The organism is Priestia sp. TRN 1309 (assembly GCF_050846875.1).
GTDB lineage: Bacteria > Bacillota > Bacilli > Bacillales > Bacillaceae_H > Priestia > Priestia zanthoxyli.
In genome coordinates, this window is the sequence record NZ_JBOZGM010000001.1 from 621,840 (window position 1) to 645,735 (window position 23,896).

The following is a 23,896-nucleotide window of genomic DNA, read 5'->3' on the forward strand; positions in this document are numbered from 1 at the left end:
AAAGCCTTCTTGTGCAAGCTGAGAAGGCTTTTTTGCATATCAACTTTTTTCAGTTAACCGTTCAAGTTCTTCTGAGGAATGGGCCATCTTCTCAATCCGCAGAGATAGCTGCTTCATTGCGTCAGCGATTTTATCAAGCTCTTTTTTTGTTAGAACGGTTTGCTGTTTGTTCTCGGTTGTTATGCTAAGGACGTTCGTAAAAAAAGAAGTAATGTTGTTCATGTTGTCAGCCGTATCTTTTGTTAATGTAGCGACTTCTCCACCTAACGCCGAAACGCTTTCGATTTGTTTTTGAATGTCTCCGATAAAAGTAGAAATATTAGAAATCGATTTCTTCGTTTCTTCTGCAAGCTTCCGTACTTCCTGTGCTACCACTGCAAATCCTTTTCCATGCTCACCTGCTCGAGCAGACTCAATCGAAGCGTTTAATGCCAATAAATTCGTTTGCTCCGCAATAGAAGTAACAATCGAAACGATTTGATGGATTTGCTGTGATGTATGTTCGAGCGTTTTCATTTTGTTTTGAATGAGCGACGTATTTTTTTGTATGCTTCCAAGCATGTTTTGTTCTTCTTTTAATTTTGCTTGACTCGTAACGGATTCTTTCTCAATGACTTCTGCCAATTGGGAGCTTTTGTTTGCATAAGAAACGACGTCAGAAGACTGATTGTGCATTTGATTCATAAATTTCTTCGTTTCTTCAGATAACGAAGAAAGGATAGATGATGTACGAGAGATTTCTAGCTGAATTTTCTCTTTTTGAGTCTGAAGTCCAGCGCGCTGCTCGTCATATTCAAGCTCATAGGCTTTTAACACAATTTGCTGTTCTAGACTAATAAGCTTTGTCATACTTGCGATAAAAGCTAGACATTCTTCTTTTGATTCCATCGTACGTTCACATACTGAAAGAAGCGACGTAAATAAATTTTGAAATGCGCACAAATACCAGTTTGGCTCAAGTCCAATTTTAACGTGCATCTTGGAAATTTTTTGACGTTTTACCACAAAAGCGTCGTCTATTTGTCCATCAAACATTTCTAAGATGTGCTGTTTTAACGTTTGTTTTAATGCATGGACGCTGCTGTGCTTTTCGATAATCGCAACCAAATGAGCCTGTTCGCCAATAGCTTTATAAAAATCATTCACGATTTCTTCGATGGCGTTCAGCGCGTGAACTTGAAATCTGGCAATGCGTTCGAGATCCTCTGCCGTTAAGGAAATCATGTTAATCTGCTTTTTTATCATCGGGTCCGATACATGAAGCTTTACAGTGATGGATTCGACAGCCGCGGCTTCGGGGTGCACGTTGTTTCGTTTAAACCAATTCATGTTTATCACCTTTATTTGCTAGAATAGTTGTTTTTCTCTTCTTCTTATATTTCGGCGTTTTACGTCCAAGAGTTGAGGCTGTTTAAAAAGATTGTTATCAAATTGTTATCTTCTATTAATTGAATTGTTATCCGCAGATGTTATGGTTGTACGGTGCTTAAAACATGATTCGGGGAGGAAACGAAATGAAAAAAATGCTATCGGCGCTTCTTGTAGGAGGAGCTTTATTTGCAAGTCCGGCAATGGGACATGCTGCGTTTGGCGACACGGTTTTAAAACAAGGGATGACAAATGATGATGTTGAACAAGTTAAAACGGTGTTAAAAGATAAAGGATTTTTAAAAGGCGAAGTATCGCGTTATTTTAATTATGAAACAAAAAAAGCGGTTATAGCTTTTCAAGAGAAACATAACCTAGAAGCAGATGGAATTGTTGGAGAGAATACATACAATGCATTAGGTAAAGGCGGCGTTGTAGAAGGCGAATCAGAAGTGAATACGGATAAAGTAATCAGCAAAGCAAAATCCTTAATGGGCACCCCGTATAAATGGGGCGGCACTACACCTTCGGGATTTGACTGCAGCGGATATCTTCAGTATGTATATAAAGAAAGCGTAGGCGTTGATATTCCAAGAACGGTCGAAGATATCTATAAAGCAGGTGAAAATGTAAGTGAACCGCAGGTAGGAGATCTTGTTTTCTTTGAAACGTACAAAGAAGGTCCTTCTCATGCAGGCATTTATCTTGGAGACGGGCAGTTTATTAACGCATCGTCTTCTAAAGGCGTTACAATTAGCGATAAAAATTCAAGCTATTGGAAAGAGCGTTATATAGGAGCAAAGCGTATTGCAGTCAACTGATTCTTCATTTAATAGATAAGAAAAGACAAAGCTTAGGAGCTTTGTCTTTTTTTTGTTTTCGTTTCAACAGGACTAGGTAACAAGGATCCTGTGTAAAATGGGCTAGTCATGTGCGTATTTGTATGAAAATACGACAAAAGTTCTGTCACCTTTACGACAGAGCTTGTATATATTGATAAAGTAATCTCTTAGGTTACGTCAATTGTTGTAGGTAATTTGAAGGGATAACAGTATAAAAAGGAGGAACAAACTTTATGTTTTTTTGTTGTTACCGTCGCTATGTAGAAAAGATAAAACACCTGTTGTTTTCAAATCGATTTGCTGAATTTATTCAGGAAAACACAAAGAAAGCAGTAGAAGAAGTCGTTTATTCTGACACGTTTAAAGAATACGTAATAAGTATTATTAAAGAATCACAAGAATCACCTTTTAAAAAAATTGCCGAGCAGTATATCGGGAAAGAAGTTGTGATTGAAACAACGGCTGGTCCACTAGAAGGTGTTGTGACATTTGTAGGAGATGATTATTTAGAATTAGTAGAGTCTCCAACATCAACGGTATTACTTCCATTTACAAGCATTGTTACTATTCAAGGTGCTTAAACGAAAGGAGAGAAAAGTATGTTTCAAGATACATTACGAGAAAATGTTGGCTCATTTGTGCAAATCATCACAGTTATTGACGTTATTAATGGAACACTGCTTGCTGTTACGGACGCAGCGGCTGTTGTGCGTACATCAAGCTCATATGGTGAGCCAACGGACGTAACCATTCCACTAGTAGCCATCACGTATGTTCGAATTTTCAGCGGAGTTGAGTGAGTTTGAAAGTATCAGTGATTATTCCAGCCTGTAACGAAGAAGATTCATTATTACCTGTGCTTAAAGAAGCTCAAAAAATAAAGCCGTTTGAGATTATTGTCGTAGTAAATGGATCTAGTGATGCCACTAAGGCCATAGCCGAGAATGCAGGCTGCCGCGTCATTTATTATGAGGAAGCTCTTGGCATTAATATTGGAAGAGCCATTGGGGCTAAAAAAGCAAAAGGAGACATTTTGCTTTTTTTGGACGGAGATATAGCGGTTCCTCATCAAGAGCTGATAAAATATACGCAAGCTATAGAAACCGGTCATGATATAGCGTTAAACGACCTTACGTGGATTATGAAACGAAAGGTGCGTCCCCATTCTGTTTCCATTGCGAAATACATGCTGAACTTATGCTTACAGCGTGAAGATTTATCTGTTCAAGCATTAACAGCCATTCCTCATGCTATCAAAAAAACATCAGCAGCTAAAATCGGATACGAGAACTTAGCTCATCCCCCGCTCGCTCAAACGATTGCTCTTTTAAAAGGAATGTCAATCGTTGCACCGTGTTCTTCAGACGTTATTTATACCAATAAGATTAGAACCACCCACAAAACAATTCCTACCAATTCACCTTTTCCTATTTCCACTAACTATATCATTGGAGATCACATTAAAGCATTAGCTCATCTTATTGAAGAAAAAGGAATAAGAGGCGGACTAACAGACGGCAATCGAAACCGAGAAGTTGTTTCCGCTTATACACCAAGCGTGAAGCGGAAAGCAGGCGTTAAGTACAGTGCCGTTATTCCAGTAGGTGAAGAAAAAGAAACGATTGCAAGCGTGATCCAAGAAGTGAAAAAAGCAGGAGTGGAAGAGATCATCGTGGTTGCCAACGGAGCCGATGAAGTGACGGTCAAGCGAGCGATTGAAGCGGGTGCTACTGTTCTTCATTACAAGCAGCGGCTTGGGCATAACGTCCCTCGAGCAATCGGTGCGATGTACAGTAGCGGTGAGATTTGCTTGTTCATAGATGGAGACATTGTGATTTCCGCGGAAGATTTACGACGGTATTTAGAAGCAGCTGACCAAGGCATTGATGTAGCGCTTAATAATTTAGAGTGTCTGCTTGACGAAGTGCATCCTATTCACTCGGTAAGTACTGCCAAATATTTTCTGAACCTTATCTGTAAACGTCCTGATTTAACAATTAATACAACGACGGCTATTCCCCATGCCATTAAACGAGATGTAATGGAGAAAGTAGGCTACGAATCTCTTATTATTCCGCCTTTATTTCAATTAAAAAGTATTATGTACGGCTTTAATGTCCAGCCTGTTCATTTTGTGGATGTGGCGCGAACAAACCGGATTCGAAAAGAGCATATGAAAGTCAAAGGTCTAGCAGAAGCAACTCAGCGAATTTTAGGAGATTATGTAGAGGCCATGGCGTATTATATTAGCCAAACTAGCGAAAGAGGCGAATTTCTTCCCGACATACGAAGACATGATCTGTTGTTTGAGGTGTTGAAGAATGAATAAAAAAGTTGCCGTTATTGGTCTAGGGTATGTGGGACTGCCGCTTGCTCTTTTATTTGCAAAGAAAAACTATAGCGTCGTTGGTCTTGATATTGACGCACGAAAAATTGAGGCGCTAAAACAAGGGAAAAGCTATATTCCAGATGTGCATAGTGATGTGATTCAAAGCGAGAAAAATTTTGAAGCATATGAGTTACAAAAAGGTATCTCTGCATTTCAAGCATGCGATTATGTAGTTGTGACCGTGCCAACTCCTATTACAGAAAATCATAACCCCGATCTAGGACCAGTCATTAGCGCATCTGCATTCTTAAAAGAACAGATGGTAAAAGGGCAAACCGTTATTTATGAAAGCTCTACTTACCCAGGCACGCTTGAAGAAGTCGTGTTGCCTATTTTAAAGGAGTCTGATTTGCAAGCGGGAGTTGATTTTTATTTAGCTTATTCTCCAGAGCGAGTCGATCCGGCAAACAAGTCGTACGACATTGAGTATATTCCAAAAGTGATTAGCGGCTACAGCAAAGACTGCCTTTATCACGTGCAGACGTTTTATGAAAGTATTTTTCAGCAAGTCGTACCTGTTTCTTCTCCAAAAGTAGCGGAAATGTGCAAGCTGTTTGAAAACATTCAGCGCCTTGTCAATATTTCGTTGGTGAATGAAACAAATGAATTGTGCGAGGAATTAGGGATTGATTTTCATGAGGTATTACAGGCGGCATCTACTAAGCCGTTTGGGTTCACACCGTATTATCCAGGACCCGGAATTGGAGGGCACTGCATACCCGTTGATCCGCTTTATTTTTTATGGAAACTAAAGCAAAATGGGTTAACGAGCGAACTTATTGAAGCTGCTCATCATATTAATGAAGAAATGCCAAATAAAGTAATTAGACGTGTTGAAAAGCAGCTCACAGCAAATGAGAAACGCGTGTTTGTTGTAGGCATCGCGTATAAAAAAGACGTAAATGATATGCGTGAATCGCCGGCGCTGACGGTATGTGAAGGTCTTTTAGCAAAAGGATATGAGCTGACGTATCATGACCCTTACATTGACTCCGCTATATTAAATAAGCAAACGTATTTCTCTGTCCCGCTGACAAAAGAAGAAGTTAAAAAAAGCGATGTTGTACTTGTGTTAACCGATCACAGTCAAATCGATTGGTCGATTGTAAAATACGCAAAAAAAGTTGTCGATACAAGAGGTATTTTAAACAAATGAAGCCGCTGAATTGTTCAGTGGTTCTTTTTTTAGGGGTGATATCAATGAAAACTCTTTCTGTCGTGCTGCCCGTTTACAATGAAGAAGAAACGCTAAAAAGCGTGCTTAAACAAATTAAAAAAGTGAACGTGCTTGAGATTATCATAGTTGCAAACGGCTGTACCGATGCTTCAGTTAAAATAGCGAAAGAAGAAGGGTGCACGGTAAAAGTAATAGAAAAGCGTATGTCTCCACATGAAGCGAGAATGGAAGGGGCAAAGGCTGCTAAAGGAGATGCCGTCTTATTTGTAGACGGAGACATTATCCTTTCGTCTTCTGAGATTGAGCGTTTTGTGCAGGCGCTGTTATTTGGGCATAGCGATGTGGTGCTAAACAAGTGGGAAAAAACAAAGATGAATACTTTTAACCGCAGCGAGCTTACGTGGAGTACGGTTTTGCATCATGCACTTGGAAAGCCTCATCGTGCCAACGCTTGTTTAAAAGCGCCTTACGGTGTGCTAGTAAGCGTATTAAAGAACCACTGGGAGTTGCCGCCTCTTTCTTTATTTGTGACGTTCTTAACACAGTATCGTGTAAGCTCGCATATTACGATTGAAACGCAGGGAAAGGGAAGCTTTCGTCCGTTTGATCGCCCGCTGCGTAGCAGAGAACGAATTCAATCCTACCAGCAGCTTCTTCAAGCATACTATACGCTTGCGTCAAATCGTAAAAGGCGAGTGGATATGCTCGCACAGCCTCTTCCAGTTGTGGAGCACGGCTGGGGGAAATTATCTTCTTTTTATGGAGGCAAACAGCTGTCTGTTATTGTTCCGGTTTGCAACGAAGAAGGAACAATCAAACAAGTGATTGCAGAAGCAAGAAAACTCGAGCCATTAGAAATTATTGTCGTGATTAATGGTTCTACTGATCAGTCCGAGGCGTATGCCAAAGAACAGGGTGTTAAAACCCTCGTCTACGATGAGCGGTTAGGGCATGATTGCGGAAGAGCTGCGGGGGCCCTTGCAGCAACGGGAGATATTCTTCTCTTTATAGACGGGGATTTTGTTCTTTCAGCTCAAGATTTGTATCCATTTGCTTCAGCGGTAGCGAGCGGTGTTGATGTAGCTTTAAACGTATGTGAAGATGAAGCTAAGCTCACGCATGTTGTGCAGGGGTGGAAGTACGTGTTAAATGAGACAGTAGGAAGAAAAGATTTATTAATGAGCTCGATGACAGCTGTTCCTCATGCCATAAGCAGAGAGTGCCTGCAAAAAATTGGAGCTGAATCTCTTGTGATGCCGCCTTTTGCTCAAGTAAAAGCAATAATAGAAAATTTTCATGTGCAGGCCGTTCATCATGTTGACGTAAATAAATTCAATCGGTTTCGATATTCTGAACACCTATCATTGAAGAACCATTCTCCTACGGCAGAACTCATTGTTCACGATCATATTTTTGCTTTTCTCTCTTATCTTCAGCGTGACTGAGCAGGGAGTAATGCCTTATTCTCAAAAAAAAACGTTTAAAATGAGATAAGAAAATTTGCTGATATCTTGTTTTTCTGTTCTAACCCCTTGAATTTGTTCACAGTTGTAACTAAAATTGTTACATGTGCAGACAAAAGTAAAAAAGGAGGAAAAGAAATGAAAAGCTATCAGCTTGGAACGTTTTTACTTCGTCTTATGTTAGGGCTAACGTTTTTTATTCATGGTCTTGGCAAATTCCAAAGCGGTATTGATAATACGGTCGGTTTTTTCCACAGCATGGGCATTCCTGCGTTTTTCGCTTATGCGGTTGCGGTTATTGAATTCGTAGGGGGAGCCGCTATGATTCTTGGGTTTCAAACGCGTTTAATAGGTGTTCTGTTTGCGATTGTGATGATTGGCGCTATTTTTACAGCGAAAAGCGGTGCTGGTTTTACAGGTGGCTATGAGCTTGAGGTTGCCCTTTTTGTCGTTTCGCTTCATATGATTCTAGCAGGAAGCGGCGCGTACGCGTTAGACAACCGATTACAAAAACCAGAAGAACATTATTCTTAAAAAGGTAGGCGCTATGCGCCTACCCTTTTTTGTAAAATATATCCTTCTATCGATTCATTTTTACTAAAATATACAGCTATCCTTTTTAAGAAAATTCGTATATATGGTACTATTTGGTCATAGATGACTATACAGTCATTCTATTTGAACGATACGGGGAGGTTTTAACATGAAAACCGAAAGAGAAAACGGAATCGTCCGTCAAGTGAATACGATTCAAACAAAAGAAGAGCGCTTTAATCCTTTTTCATGGTATGAAGAGATGAGAAACAGCGCGCCTGTGCAATGGGATGAAGAAAGGCAGGTATGGGATGTTTTTCACTATGATGGGGTCAAAGAAGTGCTGGAACAAAAAAATATTTTTTCTTCTGATCGAAGACCTCCACAAAACCAAAGACAAACTGCTCTAGGAACGAGCCTAATTAATATTGATCCGCCTAAGCATGCTGAAATGAGAGCGCTTGTTAATAAAGCTTTTACGCCTAAAGCAATGAAAGCATGGGAGCCTAAAATTGCGCGCATTACCGCTGAATTATTACAAGAAGTTGAGCATCTTGAAGATATTGATATAGTCGAGCATCTTTCCTATCCGCTTCCGGTTATGGTAATTGCCGATATTTTAGGCGTCCCGATAGAAGATCAGCGCCAGTTTAAAGACTGGTCGGATATTATCGTAGCGGGTCCATCGAATAATGAACGTGAAACTCTCGAAAAATTGCAGCAAGAGAAAATGAAAGCAAACGATGAGTTAGAAACTTACTTTTATCGAATCATTGAAGAAAAGCGCACGCAGCCAGGAGATGATATTATTTCCGTACTTCTTCAGGCAAAAGAAGAAGGGAAGCAGCTAACGGATGAAGAAATCGTCGGGTTTTCCATTTTGCTGCTGATTGCAGGAAACGAAACAACTACGAACTTAATTTCAAATACAATTTATTGTTTAATGGAAGATAAGGCTTCTTTTGAACACCTCAAACGTGAGAAAGAGCTTTTGCCTTCTGCGATCGAAGAAGTTCTTCGCTATCGTTCACCCGTTCAGGCTCTTCACCGAATCGTAAAAAAAGATGTGACTCTTGCAGGTCAAAAACTAAAAGCGGGCGAACACGTTATTCCATGGATGGGATCCGCGCACCGAGACGCGCAGTACTTTGAAGACCCGGATGTATTTAAAATCGACCGAAAGCCAAATATGCATATGGCATTTGGAAGAGGGATTCATTTTTGCTTAGGAGCACCGCTTGCTCGAATCGAAGCAAAGATTATGCTGGCTGAGCTGATTGACCGCTATCCGCATATGGACTGGAGCCCGGCATTTGAGTTAAAGCCGATTGAAAGCACGTTTGTGTACGGGTTAGAAGAATTATTGATTCGTAAACATGTATAAAAAAAGCACGCTTTGCGTGCTTTTTACTCTTTCTCTGCCTGAATTCTCGCTTCAGCAATTTTATCCGTATGATCATATCCCCATTTAAACATCAGCTCGATAATAGGAATGAGAGTTTCTCCAAAAGGCGTTAAATAATATTCTACTTTAGGCGGAACTTGTTTGTAGACTTCGCGGTGGATAATTCCGTCGCGCTCAAGTTCGCGAAGCTGCAGCGTCAGCATTCGCTGCGTCACGCCTGGAATGAGTCTGCGCAGTTCATTAAAGCGCCGGCGTTCCTTCGATAATTGATATAAAATGACGCTTTTCCATTTGCCTCCGACTACATCAACGGCTGCTTCCACAGGGCAAGAATAGCCGTGAGGCTCCCATTTTGTTAAGTCGTATTTCATAGTGATTACTCCTTTTATCCGTGAGTTCAGCTGCATTTGTGCTGTTTATACTATAGCACGTCTTATTTGATAAAAACATGGAAATGATTCATGGAATTATTGACGGAAAATTAAAAAAGTAATGGAAATAATTATGAGTTTGTTGTATGATAAAACTATGAAAATAACTTTTCTATTAAAAGGCGAAATATTTTGAAAGCGCTTTATTTATAAAGAACGACAGGGGAAAGGGCGGAGGAACGATGAAAAGATTTATCAAAGTAGAAAAAAGAAATCACGTGGCGGTTGTACGAATGAATCAGTCGATGCTTAATCGTTTGAACAGTGAAGTTATGTATGAGCTGCAAGAAACGATGAATGAGCTGCAGCACGATGCGTCGGTTGGATCTATTGTATTTATGGGAGAGTACTATAAAATGAACGGCGATCATAGAACAACTTCTTTCCTACGTGAAGAAACAGGAAGGCTTTATCAGCCGATTCATGCAGTAACAGCTCGAGCGATTTTTCAGCGCATTTCATGCAGCTCCAAACAAACGATTGCGCTTCTTACAAACTTTACGTTTGGCGGAGGGTATGAGTTAGCTTTAGCATGCGACGTACGAATTGCAGAAGAACCTGTGCAGCTGAAGTTAACAAACGGCATGACCGTTTGTGCGCAAGAAGCATGCAACATGGGTAAAGTGCAGCATATTGTGCAAAAAGGAAAAGGGTTGGACTATTCGCTTGCGCTGAACGCATTAGAAAAGGAAGCTTAAAAAACGCTTTCACTTTATTTTTATAAAGTGAAAGCGTTTTTATTTTATTTTGTTGATAAAAAGGTATTGAAAATTCTGAAAAAAGGAGTAGAATGATAACAAATCTACTTATTTTAAATAAGCAAAGGAGCTGGTATCAATGCCATTCATTTTTAAAGAAGCGGTAGTCGGATTGTTTACAGCGGCAGCAGCAGGTTTACTGGCGTTTCAAGGGGTAGAAGTGGTGTCAGCCATCATTCATCTGCTAACTTTTTGGAAACAGTAATAGCTAATAAGTAGAGAAACAACTTATAAAGATAAGGGGCTTGAGACTTTCTCAGCCCTTTTTGTTTTGGAGCTCATTATTTTTCAGTATACTAACGGTGGAAATTAAGACATAATATGGTTACATAGCAGGGATTTACGAACTCAGTAGGGAAGTATGTAGACTCTGAAAAAATAAACAATGATCGCTTTTACCCGGTAACAAGTTTTGTTATCGGGTAACGTGTGTAAGGGGTGTGGATAAGTGAAAGATAAAAATTTAACAGAAGAACAGCAGCGAGTTGATTGGGTAGTCGAAGAAATCAGCCAAAAAGCTGAAAAAATAGGCAAAAGCGTAGGAAGCGTAAAAGGCGAAATTGTCGATTTGCGAAGCACGTTTTGGGACGATGTCACGGTTAATATGGATGAGCCGGATGACGTGATTGAGACATTTACGAGCATTAAGCAGCAGGCAGAACTTTTAGCTGAACGTGAAATTACCCATAGACAAGCGTATGATCAATTAAAAACATTAAAAAAGCTAACGCAATCCCCTTATTTTGGACGTTTTGATTTTATAGAGAATGGTGAAAAAGAAGCGGAAGCTATTTATGTGGGCGTGGGCTCTTTAATGGATCAAAAAGATGAAGAGTTTTTAATTTATGATTGGCGTGCGCCTATTTCGAGTCTTTATTATGATTATTCACCGGGAAAAGCGCAGTACGAAACGCCAGGTGAAGCGATAAAAGGCGAGATGAAGCTAAAGCGTCAGTTTATTATCGAAAATAGCGTAATTAAAAGCATGTTTGATACAGGAATTACCATTCGAGACGAGCTGCTTCAAGAAGTGCTCGGACACAACGCAAGCAGTCAAATGAAAAGTATTGTAGCGACCATTCAAAAAGAACAAAACCAAATTATTCGAAATGAAAAAAATAAAGTGCTGATCGTCCAAGGAGTAGCAGGGAGCGGTAAAACGTCTGCAGCTCTTCAGCGGGTGGCTTATCTTCTCTATCATCATCGAAAGCAGCTGACTGCAGAAAACATGATGCTGTTTTCGCCAAATCCGCTTTTTAACAGCTACGTCTCAACTGTTCTTCCGGAGCTTGGAGAAGACAATATGAAACAAACAACGTTTCAGCAATATGCCGACGGACGGTTAGGAAACGAGTTTGACGTGGAGGATTTGTTTGTTCAAATTGAATATTTACTAACGGAAAAAGATGCTGCGGCAAAAAAACAAAAAATGCAGGAAATCCGCTACAAAGCAAGCCGTGAATTTAAAAAGCAGGTAGATGCGTATATCGAAGAGCTGTCTACTAAAGACATCATTTTTAAAAATATTAAGTTTCGCGGCGAAATCGTGTTATCTGCTCGGCGTTTGTTATCTTATTTCTATTCGCTTGATAAGGGAATTTCCATTCCTAACAGAATGCAGCTCGTAGCCGAGTGGGCGCTTAAGCTCATCAACCAGCTTGAAAAACTTGAACGTAAAAAAGATTGGGTTCAAGAAGAAATTCAGCTTTTAGAAAAAGAAGATTATGTCGAGGCCTATCAGCATCTGCAGAAAAAGGAAGGCTATACGGAAAGCTCATTTGATGACTTTGACCGGGAACAAGCGTATTTAGCCAAAGCCGTTGTAGCTAAGAAAATGAAATTTATTAAGCAGGCCATCAAACAGCTTAAATTTATCGATATTCGCCGTATCTATATGCAGCTGTTTGAAAGACATCACCTTTTTTCACATGTAGAAGGATGGGACGAAACAGCTAAAAACACGGTGGAAAGAGTTATGAACATGAGGCTGTCTTATGAAGATGTAACGCCTTACTTGTATATAAAAGATCAAATTGAAGGGCGAAAAGCCAATCCTGTCATTCGCTATTTGTTTATTGATGAAGCACAAGATTATTCACCGTTTCAGCTAGCGTTTTTAAAAGAGCTGTTTCCGCATGCTAGAATGACGCTGCTTGGAGACTTGAATCAAGCGATTTATGCGCACGCCTTGAACGCACCGACCATTCTTTCAAGCGAACTGTACGAAGAGAAAGAAGCAGAAACGCTGACTCTTACAAGAAGCTATCGATCAACGCGTCAAATTGTCGAGTTTTCAAGGGATATGGTGGCAAACGGCCATTTAATCGATCCGTTTAATCGAGACGGAGCGAAGCCGACCGTGACGGCTGCAGGTAACGTCAAAGATCTGCATGAGGCAATTATACACAAAATTAATGAATTGAAGCAGCAAAACTATAAAACAATTGCTGTGATTGCCAAAACTGCTGAAGAAAGCCGAGAAGCATTCAAAGCACTGCCTGATTCGATGTCTGCAAGGCTGCTGACAAAAGAAACAAGTTCATTTGAAAAAGGCATGCTTGTCCTGCCAGCCTACTTAGCAAAAGGAATTGAGTTTGATGCAGTCATCATTTACAATGCCTCGAGTGAATGTTATCAGGATGAATATGAGAGAAATTTATTTTATACAGCATGTACAAGAGCGATGCATGAGCTGCACTTGTTCTCACTTGGTGAAATCAGCCCGTTTATATCAAATAAAGAAACTTATGAATACCAAGCACAATAAAAAGAGAACGGCCAGTGGCTTGAGTATCTGAGAAAGTGGAGAAGTAGTAGTACGGAAAATCGAGGGTGAAATCGCAAAGGTTTTCCCCTCGATTTTTTATTTATATGGATTCAGCTCCTGTTCATTGCCAAAATAAAAATTGTTTGATTAAGTTTCCACTACTATAAAACGAATTAGAAAGACAGTGAAAGGAGGATTTTTATATCCAATATTTACGAATAAATGTATTACTCATCTTTATAATAAGTTTATTTTTCTCGGGTATTATTCTTTTTTCTTATAAGTTATTTGCTGCGGGACTGTTGCCTATCATAGGCTTGCTTTTTATCTATGCTTTAACCTTTAAATATCGTTCAACGGTTTCTCTGTTTCTATTCTTTTTAGTAGGGACATGTATGTTTCAAGTAGGAAGCAATTATTTCATTGAATGGGATCTATCTAAAGAGATGAAAATCATTGTAAACAGAGTTTTACTTTTGTTTATCATAGGTGGACTATTGCTTTCAATTTTATTGTCCAAGCAAAAGGTATTTCTTTTTGCATCATTACCAGACTGGCAGAAACGTATAGTGATGCCACATCATTCAATTAAGCTAACGTATTTTTTACTGTTTGGTCTAATTGGTTCGGCTACAATTTTTGTACCTTTACTATTCGCTGAAGATATAAGCTATACAAAATCATTCGTCATATACGGTATAGTATTCTCAATCATAAACGCTATTTTAGAAGAGGTGCTTTGGAGAGGGATCATGTTATCTCAATTAAAAAGTAATCTATCAACTTTTTACGCTGTTTTTATTACGAGTATTGGATTTGGTCTCTTGCACATATCAATAGGAATTCCTGTGGTAACAAGTTTACTTTTTTCTTTTGGTGGACTTTTCTATGCATTTGTCGTTTTAAAGACGAAAAGCATATACCCAGCCGTAGTTTTTCATTTTATTATTAATTTAGGCATGGTCTTTAACGGATGGATATTTTAGTATCTTGCACCAAAAAGCTCAGAGCTATATATCGCTCTGAGCTTTTTATGAGTTATTAGTATTGTATATTACCTGAACTGTCTACAGTAGGTCGTCTTTTTTTATTGACTTTCAAAATGCAGCAAATACTTCACTAAGTAAAGGCCTGAGTTTGTTTTTTCTTGAAGAGGAATGGTCAGGCATGTAACGTAATAATATCCTTTTGGAATATCATAGCTTAAGGCTTCAGATAGGACGCTTTTGATTTCAATCCCATCGCTTTCGACGTGAAAAGGAAGGCGAGTGGTCTTTTCAGCCTTTGATGCGTCTGGAGTTTCGTTTACCCACACTTCGACAATGGCTTTTGTGTTCGACACGGCTTCAAATGAAATAGCTTTATCGTCTGCGACATATCCTTTTTGAATATCTTCATCACTCCAGTCGTGATGGGGCTTTGGCTGTCCTTTTTGAAACAGCGTAAACTGATGATATGACATTGTTAGCTCTTGTTCTTTCCATTTTGTTTTCATGATTTCACCTCTTCAAAGTAAAGCTTGTTCAGCTATTATTGCACGATAAATTGTACGCGTGTACCATCTGGGTACTGTTCTAACTGATTTCCAACCCATGAGCCGGCTCCGCGGTTATCAGAAGGTGAAATATAGCGAATATCAGCTCCTGCTCCGCCCTCTTCGCACATAGCCATTGGCCATTCATCACGGTCATATCCTGTTTTTGTTGGGTATCCTTTCAGCGATTCTTCTCGGTTTGCTTCAGCACCATCGCGATCAATTGTGCAAACGGAAGAGTGACCAGCAGTAATTGCGTCGCGAATATGATCGCCGGTTTCAGGATATCGGTCCAGTGGAAAATAAAGCGTTGCATCATAGTTTGCTTCGGCTTCCGTTTTTTCAGGAGCTAAAAACGCCGCATGTCCTATAAACCCTAAAACGCATGCAATGATAATGAATAGACTTGCCATTAATTTTTTCCCGTATGTACTCATCTCAAACCTCCAGTGTAGTCGTTTTTACAGCTTAACTATACTCTCAGATTGCTAAGTTTAGATTACAGGACAATAAATACGGTGTAAACAAGTATTAACAATTATGTAAAAATGATCATTTTGTCTTGTCTGTAAGATGTAAAAAGCCCCCATAATATTCTGAGAGTTATACTTTCTGATGTTTATCTACTTACGATTCAGATTAAATGGAGTGTGAAGTGTCTATTTGCATGTGGGTGAGTCCTAGGTGAAAAAAAGAGTCAATTTCCTTTACTTGACATCATACCCTAATAGGTATAAAGTTGTGTATACATTTACTTCTTGCGTATAGCTTAAAAGCAAGAAACGCAATCATGCATGAGCGGAGGTAGTAGTATGATGGAATATGATAAGCAAGTTAAAAATCGCTTGAAACGAATTGAAGGTCAGTTAAAAGGCGTCTTGAATATGATGGAACAAGGAAAAGACTGCCGCGACATTGTGACACAGCTCTCAGCAGCCAGAAGCGCAATTGATCGCACGATGGGTGTTATTGTCAGCACAAACCTTGAACAATGCGTAAGAGAAAGCATTGAAAAAGGCGAGAATACGGAAAACTTAGTAAAAGAAGCAGTAGAGTTGTTAGTAAAAAGCAGATGAGACATTCGTTTCATCTGCTTTTTGTTTTTTCTGTACGCTGCTTAAAAGGATAAAAAGCGCTGTTCCTAAACACAATACGGATAGGAACAGCGCTTTTTTAGGTTTATCTCGTTTTAAGAACAGGAAAGATATATGAAGAGAAAGGAGGAGGGCAAGGTGAATGATGACAAAAAGTCACCAACATATAATCATACGGAAATTCATCATAAAATTGAAGCTTCTCCAAAAGCGCCGGGAATCAAAGCTGCTTTTCGCTTTAACCACGCTTCTTCTCCGTGGGTAAGAGGAATCAGCTCGGGCTTGTCTTCAAGTTTGCCGATTTTAATAGGCATTTTGTTTGGTCATTTGCAGTACGGACTCATTGCAAGTATTGGCGCCTTTACATATTTGTATACAAAAGATGAACCTTACGCGCAGCGTGCCGTTAAGTTATTTTTAGCTTTGCTTGGCGTTACGCTGTGCTTTACACTCGGCTCTTTATTTGCTGACGTGGAGTGGATGAAAACTATTTTATTTGGTGTGATTGGAGCCGTATCGGTTTATATCTTCGGAGCTTTAAAAATTCCGGGACCTTCCGCGATGTTTTTTGTCCTTTCATTTGCAGTGAGTACAAGCATTCCAGCTCCGAATTTACAGGCAGTTTTTTTGCATGCAGGCCTCGTTTTTTTAGGAGGAGCACTATCTTGGTGTATTAGCATGAGCGGCTGGCTTATTAATCCGCGAGGGCCTGAAACGGCCGCTGTGGCGAAAGCTTATAGGCAGCTAGCTTCATTTGTTGGATCACTTGGCACGGAATCGTTTCACGCTGAGCAGCACAAAACGGTTGTAGAGCTTCGGGCAGCGGAAACAGCGATGAAGCAAGCGAAAATTAATGGAAAAAAATCATCGTTTTCTCACCGGCTGTTTTTATTAAACCAAAAAGCTGAAGGGCTGTTTATTTTTGTGATGGCCGCTGCGAATGATTTTAATCCGGCTGTTTCGAAAAAAGCACAAGCGGTAATTGAAACGTTCGCATCCGAAATGGCCACGTTAAAAAAACATAAAAAAATTCGAGACGTGCGAGAAGAAATTGAAGAGCTGTCCATCAAAGAAGAGCTGCGCACATTATTACTAGATGTAAACGACGTTCTTCAAATGAAGGAATTAAAAGAAACGGAGTATATTCAATTTTCACAAGGCAGCGTAAAAGCACGGTTAAAAGCTGCTTTTCACAAACGTTCGTATGTACTTAAAAACGCTTTGCGCTACGGAATTATTATGATTATCGCCGCAGCTGTTGCCTACACGACAGACATTCCAAGGTCTTACTGGATTCCTCTCACGTGTGCAGGAGTGATGCTTGGGGCAACCGTTCGTGCAACGGTTCAGCGAGGTATTCAACGCTCTGTCGGAACCATTTTAGGTATTTTAATTGGAACCGGGATTCTCATGCTTGAACCAACGGGAATTGTCATTGCGCTCATTGTCTTTGTGCTTCAGTCAACGATTGAAATTGTGATTGTTAAAAACTACGCGCTCGGTACGCTTTTTATCACACCGAATGCTCTTTTAATTGCTGAAAGCGGTCATCCGGACAAAGCGATTAGCTACTTTACGTCCGCTCGGGTGATTGATATTGTTATTGGTTCTGTTATTGGAGTGGTCGGTACGGTATTAGTTTTTAAACGAGCTTCTTCGCTTCGTCTGCCGTATTTACTTGGAGATGTCATTCGAAAAGAAGGACAATTTTTAGAAATGCTAAGCACTGAACAAGATGAAGAAAGAATTAAACAAGAAAGAAATAAGCTTCAAGGGGAACTAGTTAATCTTCGGGCGCTTTATGATAATGTGATTGGAGAATATTCTAAAACGGCCGTCAAGCTTGAAGGACTGTGGCCGGCAGTTGTCGCTACGCAGCAGTTAGGTTATATGCTTCTTGCGTCGTATGAAGGATATGAGCTGTCAGAAACGGAAAAGCGAGAGCTTCAAGAAACGTTTGCTCAGCTAGCCGCAGCAGCAGAGCAAAAGCGAGCGCCAAAGCTTTCAAGTGTTCCGACCCTGAAACGCTACCCCATTATTCAAGGGGAAATAACTGCTTTATATGAAAGTCTGCAGGTAGAAATATAAAAAGCACGGAACCACTGGGCTCCGTGCTTTTGCTTTTACATATCCACAACTTCACTTACCGTTTTATTTACATCGTCACGCGTCATTTTTTCTTTTCCTTTCATTAAGGCGTTTAACGTTCCATCGGCAAGCGCTAACGGAATTTTACAGAAATGAAGAATCGGAAGCGATTTGACATCTTCTAAATATTTCTTTCCTAGTGACAGATTGCGGCGAGCATAGGCAAACATATCTTCTCTGCTCCAGTTGTTAGGGAAGAAGCTGACTCCACGCTCTGAATCTTCCGAGGTATTGCGCAGAATATTTACAGACTGCAAGCCGCGTCCAAATGCAATGGCTAATTCTTTGTCTGTCTCCGTGCCGTCATACCATTTCCAAATGTCGTTAAGCATCACGCCTACTAGACCAGCTACATAGAACGTATAGTCATCTAAATCCGCTTCATTTTGAATATGCCAGTCTTTTTCTACCCAATCGGCCATTCCTTTGGCCATAATAGAAGTTGCATCTAATACTTGATCTGCAACTCCAGTCGGACAAAGCGCAATCCAGTTGCCGAGCTGAAGCGTTACGTCAGGTAAATCAGCTTGATAAGGACCTACTAATGCCATGTAGTCGTCTTCGTTAAAAGACTTTTTTAACAGGTCACTAATGGCGTAAAGCAAGCGGCTTTTTACACCGGCTTCTAGCTCAGGGTGATCTTCAATTTCATCAATTGCCCTCATACATAAGTAAGCAGATCCTACTGCATCTTGCAATTCTGCCGGCAAGTGGCTAATTGGAATAAAAAATGTTCGGCTTGTCTCTTTTAACATCACCATTGCGTTGTCGCGTAATTTGTTGGGTACACTCATTGATAACTAGCTCCTTTTTACATATCCACATGTCAAATTAGTTTAAGTTTTCATCTTATATACTATAGTAACAAAAAATGAGCATTTAATGGAGTTTAAAGATTACTTATTAACGATATTGTCATTATTTTGTAGTATTTAAACAGAGATACTTGTATCATGCACAAGTTTACACTACGATAATACTCGTTCATTCTTCATTTTACAGACATAAAAAGTTTATTTTTAAGAAAATTGCCGTCATGCTAATGGGTTAGATGAACTTTTAAGAAAACCCTCAACAGTCGGGTATACATAATACATAGGAGAATACAGAGGTGAAGGTATGAAAGTTTTAATTGTAGAAGACGATAGCAAAATATATGAATTAGTGAAAGAAAAATTCGAACAGTGGTCATTTGAAGTGGCTGGAGTAGAAGATTTTCAAAAGGTAATGGAAGTATTTATTGGGGAAAGCCCAGAATTGGTCATTTTAGACGTGAATTTACCTGTATATGACGGGTTTTACTGGTGTCAGCAAATACGTACAGTTTCAAAAACTCCTATCGTATTTCTGTCGTCTCGTGAACATCCAATGGACATTGTTATGGCAATGAATGTTGGGGCGGATGACTATATCCAAAAGCCGTTTAACTTGGATGTTCTTATTGCTAAAGTGCAGGCACTTCTGCGCAGAACGTATTCGTATGGAGACACGATTTCAGACGTTATCGAGTGGAACGGCGCGGTGCTAGACTTAAAAAAAGGAAGTTTGCATTATAACGATCGAGAAGTTCATTTAACGAAAAATGAATTTTTTATTTTACGGCTTCTTTTGGAAGAGCGAGGCAAGATTGTATCGCGAGAAGAGCTTATGCGAAGATTATGGGAAGATGAGAAATTTGTAAGTGACAATACGCTTTCAGTCAACATCACACGCATTCGTACCAAGCTGGAAGAAATCGGGCTGAATGATCAAATCGTGACCAAAAAAGGTCAAGGATATCTGGTGAATTAAAATGTGGAAAAGTTTTTTAAGAGAAAGGCTAAGCTGGATTCTATTCGTTCTTCTATGGCTGAGTGTAATCGATGCTCTGCTGCTTCTCGAGTATGATATTAAGGTATCGTCTACTTCGTTTTGGTACTTGAATCTTTTAACGCTGTGTATGCTAATTCTGTTTCTTTTATGGAGAGGAGTAAAAGAAAGAAGATTTATAAAAAGATTAAGTTTAATGCTGCAGAATGACGCGTACGATTTACAAGAAATGCATTCATACGTGCGAACGAAAGCAGATGAAGACATGCTGAGTCTGCTGCAGCGTATAGATCGTGTCTATCGCAGACAAACTCACGCTCTTCACGTACAGCAGCGAGAGCAAGAGGAATATATAACGACGTGGGTTCATGAAATCAAAACGCCGCTTACTGCTATGAAGCTGCTTATTAACGCTCGTCGTACAGAGCTTTATAAATGGCCTTGGCTTAAGGATATTGAAGATGAATGGATGAAAATTGATGGGTTAGTAGATCAGAATTTATATGCCGCACGTCTGCGTCACTTAGAAAAAGATTACCAGGTGCAGGCAGTGTCGCTAAGCGAACTTGTTTTTCCAAACGTTGCGTATTTCTCGAAATGGTGTATTGAGAAAAGACTGCATATTGATGAAAAGAATCTAGATACGTTAGTGCACACTGACCCAAAGTGGATGCAGTTTGTTGTGAGGCAAGTGTTATCCAATGCAATTAAATATAGCCCTCTAGAAGGAAAGCTTTCTTTTTTTAGTGAAGAAACGCCGAAGTATGTGAAGTTATTTATCGTTGACCAAGGGGAGGGCATTCCACCACAAGACCTTCCGCGCGTATTTGAAAAAGGATTTACAGGAAATGTCGGAAGAAAATCGAAAGGAGCTACGGGGCTAGGGCTGTATTTTTCAAAAAAAATTACAGATGCTCTTGGCCATCGAATAGAGGTACATTCACTTTTACACGAAGGAACCACGGTAATTTTGACCTTCTACAAACCGAATTCTTTTGATAACCTTTCAAAAATGTAAGATTGAAAGCCGAGATTGTCATCTGCTTCAAACGAATCTTTCCTTGTTACGAAGTAAGATAGAGCTATACACAAGGAGGGAACGTACATGAAGCGAAAGTGGATTAGCCTTTTAGCCCTGATTTTTATTGTGGGAGCATGTATAGGAGGAATAAAGATTTATCAAAACGCCGCAACGGAGCATCAATACGGGATCATCCCAAAAGAAGCAAAAAAAGTGGACGACTATGGACGAGTTCAATATACCATTTCAGTAATAAACGAAAAAGGACAAACAACGTTTCAAACGTTTACGACGATTAAACAGTTAAAAGAAGGAACGGTTATTGACCTTTTTGTTCGAGGTAACGAAGTTCGGAAATATGACATTATAACAAAAAATGAGCTGCCGCAGCGGGTGAAAAGCGTGTGGCCTACAAAAGAACGAAAGGAGGAAGGGAAATGAGCATTGTCCTTGAAGGGAAAAATGTAACCAAAACGTTTGGATCAAGAGGAAACGTATACGAAGCGCTAAAAGGAATTGATTTTACAATCGAAGAAGGAGAGTTTGTCGGTATTATGGGACCATCTGGAGCGGGAAAAACGACGCTGATGAACATTCTTTCAACGATTGACCGTCCCACCGATGGCGAGGTATGGATTCAAGGAGAAAACGTAGCGCTCATGAAAGATAAGAAGCTGTCTGCTTTCAGACGCAATCATCTAGGATTTATTTTTCAAGATTATAATTTACTGGATACGTTAACAGTAAAAGAAAATATTCTTCTGCCGCTTACGGTTACAAAAATGTCTAAGAAAGAAATGGAAGCGAAGCTGAAAGACACCGCAACGCGACTAGGCATCTATGAGCTGGCGGGTAAGTACCCGTATGAGATTTCTGGTGGACAAAAACAGCGCGTTGCAGCAGCGAGAGCAATGATTACGAATCCAGCCGTTATTTTCGCCGATGAACCTACCGGAGCTCTTGATTCTAAGGCCGCTTCAAGCCTGCTTGAAAAGCTGTCCCAGTTAAATCAAGAAGACCGTGCCACCATTATTATGGTGACGCATGATCCGCTGGCTTCAAGCTACTGCAGCCGCGTGCTGTTTATTAAAGACGGACAAATTTACACGGAGCTGTTTAAAGGCGAACAAACGAGACAAGAATTTTTCAAACGAATTATGAACATTCAAGGCGCATTAGGCGGTGAAGGCTATGACCGTATTTGATCTTGTTAAAAAGAATATGCGCAAAAATATTAGTCGGTACAGCCTTTATTTCTTTTCAATGATTTTTAGTATTGTTGTGTACTATGTGTTTGCTACGCTTCAGTACGACCAATCGATTTCAAAAGTGATTGGAGAAGAGATGAGGCTGCAGGGCATTTTTAATGCTTCAAATTACGTTTTGCTTACTTTTATTGTTGTCTTTATTTGGTACACAAACTCATTTTTTATCAGACAGCGTAAGAGAGAGCTTGGACTGTATCATTTAGTCGGTATTGAAAAACGTACGATTGGGAAAATGATTTTCTACGAGAATATGCTGCTGGGGATTTTTTCTTTGGTGGTCGGTATTTTACTAGGTACCGTGTTTTCAAGGCTGTTTGTGCTGTTTTTACTAAAGCTTATGGGACTGTCGCTTTCTATTACGCTCACATTTTCTCTTCAAGCGGTTTTAAAAACAGCCGTAGTGTTTTTGATTGTTACCATTTTTATCTCGTTTCAAGGCTATTTTATTATGTACCGCTATACGCTATTAGATCTGTTTCAAGCAGAAAGCAAAAGTGAACGCGTAAATAAAATGAATTCGAAACGCTCAATTGCAGTGGGAGTACTGGGTATCTTACTCGTTGGCTATGGGTACTACCTTTCATCGGGAAACATTGTGACGCCTAATTTTTTTCTAATTGTAGCCGTTGTACTGTTCTCGGTCATTTTCGGTACATTTTTACTTTTTAAAGCCACAATTGAGTGGCTGATGGGACTTTACCGAGAGCATGCAAGCCGATATTATTCGTTTGCAAATATGCTAAGCGTTTCTACGATGATGTATCGCATTAAAGCAAATGCACGAGTGTTAACCTTAATTACGATTTTGTCGGCTACTACACTTGTAGCAGTTGGTGTGACGTATTCCTCGTACTATAACACAAAAGCCGATGCCAGAAGCATGCAGCCTTATGACTATACGCTGCATAGTAAAAACGCAGCGCAAGGCTTTATGGATGTACTGCGTGAGTTAGATATCCAATCAAATCAGTATGTCTATCATATCGTGAAGCATTCCGCTGATTTATCGGATTTTCGATTTATTACGTCGGGCTACTATAAAGATAGGGAACAAATCAGCTTTTTAGATGAAGAAGAAGTGCGGAAAAATGGCGTTTCGGTTCCTGCGCTAAGCGCAAACGAAACCGTTATTTTTGATTCAATGGCAAAAGGAAAAGTGTTTAAGCCTAGTACAGGTAAAACCGCAGCTGTGCAGCTGAACAAATCAGAAGAGCTTGCTTTAAAAGTCGTTAAATCCGAACCTTTGCTCATTCTTGATTCTGACAGTGCCGGCTATCAGTTTGTAGTCAACCACGACACGTTTATCAAACTTTTAAAATCTGGACAAAAGCAAGCGGTGTACGTATTTAATACCGATGATGGAAACAAACAAAATGAACTTACTAAGAACTATCATCAAATCGCAAAAGAAGCTGGCGAAAGCCGTACTTCATACTATGATGTGTTTCAGGCAGGCTTAATGAGTAAAGGATTGTTTATTTTTATTGGAGGATTTTTAGGGCTCGTCTTTTTGATGGCGACGGGCAGTATTATTTATTTTAAGCAAATCTCCGAAGCGGAACAAGAGCGCAAAAGATTTGAAGTACTGCGCAAGCTTGGGTTTTCAGTATCTCAAATGATGAGCGCTGTTCGAAAACAGCAGCTGTTTACGTTTGGTTTGCCTTTAGTAATTGGCATCTTGCACAGTCTATTTGCGCTGAAGGTCATTACGAATCTAACTGGTGAAAGTCTAATAGTCCCTGTTTTAATAGCGGATGCAGTATACGGGGTTATTTATTTCATTTTCTACTGGCTGACAATGAATTACTACCGAATGGTAATAAAGCGACTGTAAAAAAAAGACTGTTTCGATAAATGAAACAGTCTTTTTTTTGTTTGGAAAATAAAA

General features: G+C 39.8%; 24 protein-coding genes. 19 read left to right on the forward strand and 5 right to left on the reverse strand.

Annotation, left to right across the window (positions count from 1 at the left end; all coding sequences use genetic code 11):
• Positions 1 to 39 precede the first annotated feature (39 nt).
• On the reverse strand, positions 40 to 1,329 hold the full coding sequence (locus ACRPLQ_RS03170; RefSeq protein WP_168761200.1) for a globin-coupled sensor protein: 1,290 nt from the start codon (positions 1,327 to 1,329) through the stop codon (positions 40 to 42).
• 185 nt (positions 1,330 to 1,514) lie between these two features.
• On the opposite strand from ACRPLQ_RS03170, the gene ACRPLQ_RS03175 reads away from it, so the two are divergent.
• The 8 genes from ACRPLQ_RS03175 to ACRPLQ_RS03210 all read left to right on the forward strand — a co-directional run bounded on the left by ACRPLQ_RS03175 (position 1,515) and on the right by ACRPLQ_RS03210 (position 9,157).
• Positions 1,515 to 2,189 (forward strand): NlpC/P60 family protein, encoded by a 675-nt coding sequence (locus ACRPLQ_RS03175; protein ID WP_328140773.1) that lies wholly within the window; start codon positions 1,515 to 1,517, stop codon positions 2,187 to 2,189.
• Between the two features lie 254 nt (positions 2,190 to 2,443).
• A complete protein-coding gene (locus ACRPLQ_RS03180) occupies positions 2,444 to 2,791 on the forward strand; it encodes a DUF2642 domain-containing protein (RefSeq protein ID WP_034270507.1) in 348 nt (115 codons plus the stop codon).
• 18 nt (positions 2,792 to 2,809) lie between these two features.
• A complete protein-coding gene (locus ACRPLQ_RS03185; protein WP_182029203.1) occupies positions 2,810 to 3,010 on the forward strand; it encodes a hypothetical protein in 201 nt (66 codons plus the stop codon).
• Positions 3,011 to 3,012: 2 nt separating this feature from the next.
• Complete coding sequence (locus ACRPLQ_RS03190; protein ID WP_165636150.1) at positions 3,013 to 4,539, forward strand: glycosyltransferase family 2 protein; 1,527 nt, start codon at positions 3,013 to 3,015, stop codon at positions 4,537 to 4,539.
• Positions 4,532 to 5,755, forward strand: a complete 1,224-nt coding sequence (locus ACRPLQ_RS03195; RefSeq protein WP_337050547.1) for a nucleotide sugar dehydrogenase — start codon at positions 4,532 to 4,534, stop codon at positions 5,753 to 5,755. Before ACRPLQ_RS03190 ends, ACRPLQ_RS03195 begins: the two co-directional genes overlap by 8 nt.
• 44 nt (positions 5,756 to 5,799) lie before the next feature.
• On the forward strand, positions 5,800 to 7,221 hold the full coding sequence (locus tag ACRPLQ_RS03200) for a glycosyltransferase (RefSeq protein ID WP_165636152.1): 1,422 nt from the start codon (positions 5,800 to 5,802) through the stop codon (positions 7,219 to 7,221).
• Positions 7,222 to 7,377: 156 nt separating this feature from the next.
• Positions 7,378 to 7,773, forward strand: a complete 396-nt coding sequence (locus tag ACRPLQ_RS03205) for a DoxX family protein (protein ID WP_013058570.1) — start codon at positions 7,378 to 7,380, stop codon at positions 7,771 to 7,773.
• 169 nt (positions 7,774 to 7,942) lie between these two features.
• Positions 7,943 to 9,157 carry a cytochrome P450 gene (locus tag ACRPLQ_RS03210; protein WP_165636153.1) on the forward strand — a complete coding sequence of 405 codons (1,215 nt, stop codon included), beginning with the start codon at positions 7,943 to 7,945 and terminating at the stop codon, positions 9,155 to 9,157.
• 23 nt (positions 9,158 to 9,180) lie between these two features.
• On the opposite strand, the gene ACRPLQ_RS03215 is transcribed toward ACRPLQ_RS03210, so the two are convergent.
• Positions 9,181 to 9,549: a winged helix-turn-helix transcriptional regulator gene (locus ACRPLQ_RS03215; protein ID WP_013084552.1), complete on the reverse strand. Its 369-nt coding sequence runs from the start codon at positions 9,547 to 9,549 to the stop codon at positions 9,181 to 9,183.
• A 242-nt stretch (positions 9,550 to 9,791) separates the two neighbouring features.
• Between ACRPLQ_RS03215 and ACRPLQ_RS03220 the strand changes: the two genes are divergently transcribed.
• The 4 genes from ACRPLQ_RS03220 (at position 9,792) to ACRPLQ_RS03235 (ending at position 14,120) form a co-directional block, all read left to right on the forward strand.
• Positions 9,792 to 10,307: an enoyl-CoA hydratase/isomerase family protein gene (locus ACRPLQ_RS03220; RefSeq protein ID WP_224980486.1), complete on the forward strand. Its 516-nt coding sequence runs from the start codon at positions 9,792 to 9,794 to the stop codon at positions 10,305 to 10,307.
• 139 nt (positions 10,308 to 10,446) lie between these two features.
• Positions 10,447 to 10,572: a hypothetical protein gene (locus ACRPLQ_RS03225; protein WP_016765178.1), complete on the forward strand. Its 126-nt coding sequence runs from the start codon at positions 10,447 to 10,449 to the stop codon at positions 10,570 to 10,572.
• Positions 10,573 to 10,815: 243 nt separating this feature from the next.
• The gene (gene helD, locus ACRPLQ_RS03230; protein ID WP_049166018.1) at positions 10,816 to 13,134 is read left to right on the forward strand and encodes an RNA polymerase recycling motor HelD; all 2,319 of its coding nucleotides are present in this window, start codon (positions 10,816 to 10,818) and stop codon (positions 13,132 to 13,134) included.
• A 395-nt stretch (positions 13,135 to 13,529) separates the two neighbouring features.
• Positions 13,530 to 14,120, forward strand: a complete 591-nt coding sequence (locus ACRPLQ_RS03235) for a CPBP family intramembrane glutamic endopeptidase (RefSeq protein ID WP_028414990.1) — start codon at positions 13,530 to 13,532, stop codon at positions 14,118 to 14,120.
• Between the two features lie 101 nt (positions 14,121 to 14,221).
• Here the strand turns inward: ACRPLQ_RS03235 and comJ are convergent, their stop codons facing one another.
• Together comJ and ACRPLQ_RS03245 are read right to left on the reverse strand one after the other, a co-directional pair.
• The gene (gene comJ / locus ACRPLQ_RS03240) at positions 14,222 to 14,629 is read right to left on the reverse strand and encodes a competence protein ComJ (protein ID WP_224980481.1); all 408 of its coding nucleotides are present in this window, start codon (positions 14,627 to 14,629) and stop codon (positions 14,222 to 14,224) included.
• Positions 14,630 to 14,664: 35 nt separating this feature from the next.
• Positions 14,665 to 15,105: a NucA/NucB deoxyribonuclease domain-containing protein gene (locus ACRPLQ_RS03245; RefSeq protein WP_028414988.1), complete on the reverse strand. Its 441-nt coding sequence runs from the start codon at positions 15,103 to 15,105 to the stop codon at positions 14,665 to 14,667.
• A 378-nt stretch (positions 15,106 to 15,483) separates the two neighbouring features.
• On the opposite strand from ACRPLQ_RS03245, the gene ACRPLQ_RS03250 reads away from it, so the two are divergent.
• The gene (locus ACRPLQ_RS03250) at positions 15,484 to 15,744 is read left to right on the forward strand and encodes a metal-sensitive transcriptional regulator (protein WP_013058561.1); all 261 of its coding nucleotides are present in this window, start codon (positions 15,484 to 15,486) and stop codon (positions 15,742 to 15,744) included.
• A 156-nt stretch (positions 15,745 to 15,900) separates the two neighbouring features.
• Positions 15,901 to 17,850, forward strand: coding sequence for an FUSC family protein (locus tag ACRPLQ_RS03255; RefSeq protein WP_367076886.1), 1,950 nt, complete (start codon positions 15,901 to 15,903; stop codon positions 17,848 to 17,850).
• Positions 17,851 to 17,885: 35 nt separating this feature from the next.
• Here the strand turns inward: ACRPLQ_RS03255 and ACRPLQ_RS03260 are convergent, their stop codons facing one another.
• Positions 17,886 to 18,704 carry a squalene/phytoene synthase family protein gene (locus tag ACRPLQ_RS03260; protein WP_033579942.1) on the reverse strand — a complete coding sequence of 273 codons (819 nt, stop codon included), beginning with the start codon at positions 18,702 to 18,704 and terminating at the stop codon, positions 17,886 to 17,888.
• A gap of 325 nt (positions 18,705 to 19,029) precedes the next feature.
• Here ACRPLQ_RS03260 and ACRPLQ_RS03265 point away from each other — a divergent pair, with 325 nt between their 5' ends.
• The 5 genes from ACRPLQ_RS03265 to ACRPLQ_RS03285 all read left to right on the forward strand — a co-directional run bounded on the left by ACRPLQ_RS03265 (position 19,030) and on the right by ACRPLQ_RS03285 (position 23,842).
• Positions 19,030 to 19,701: a response regulator transcription factor gene (locus ACRPLQ_RS03265; RefSeq protein WP_034263850.1), complete on the forward strand. Its 672-nt coding sequence runs from the start codon at positions 19,030 to 19,032 to the stop codon at positions 19,699 to 19,701.
• A 1-nt stretch (position 19,702) separates the two neighbouring features.
• Positions 19,703 to 20,737 carry a sensor histidine kinase gene (locus ACRPLQ_RS03270; RefSeq protein WP_033579944.1) on the forward strand — a complete coding sequence of 345 codons (1,035 nt, stop codon included), beginning with the start codon at positions 19,703 to 19,705 and terminating at the stop codon, positions 20,735 to 20,737.
• Between the two features lie 87 nt (positions 20,738 to 20,824).
• Positions 20,825 to 21,181 (forward strand): YxeA family protein, encoded by a 357-nt coding sequence (locus ACRPLQ_RS03275; protein ID WP_034263848.1) that lies wholly within the window; start codon positions 20,825 to 20,827, stop codon positions 21,179 to 21,181.
• Positions 21,178 to 21,945 (forward strand): ABC transporter ATP-binding protein, encoded by a 768-nt coding sequence (locus ACRPLQ_RS03280; RefSeq protein WP_165636157.1) that lies wholly within the window; start codon positions 21,178 to 21,180, stop codon positions 21,943 to 21,945. The genes ACRPLQ_RS03275 and ACRPLQ_RS03280 overlap by 4 nt, the downstream gene beginning before the upstream one ends.
• Positions 21,932 to 23,842 carry an ABC transporter permease gene (locus ACRPLQ_RS03285; RefSeq protein WP_165636158.1) on the forward strand — a complete coding sequence of 637 codons (1,911 nt, stop codon included), beginning with the start codon at positions 21,932 to 21,934 and terminating at the stop codon, positions 23,840 to 23,842. Before ACRPLQ_RS03280 ends, ACRPLQ_RS03285 begins: the two co-directional genes overlap by 14 nt.
• Positions 23,843 to 23,896: the final 54 nt, after the last annotated feature.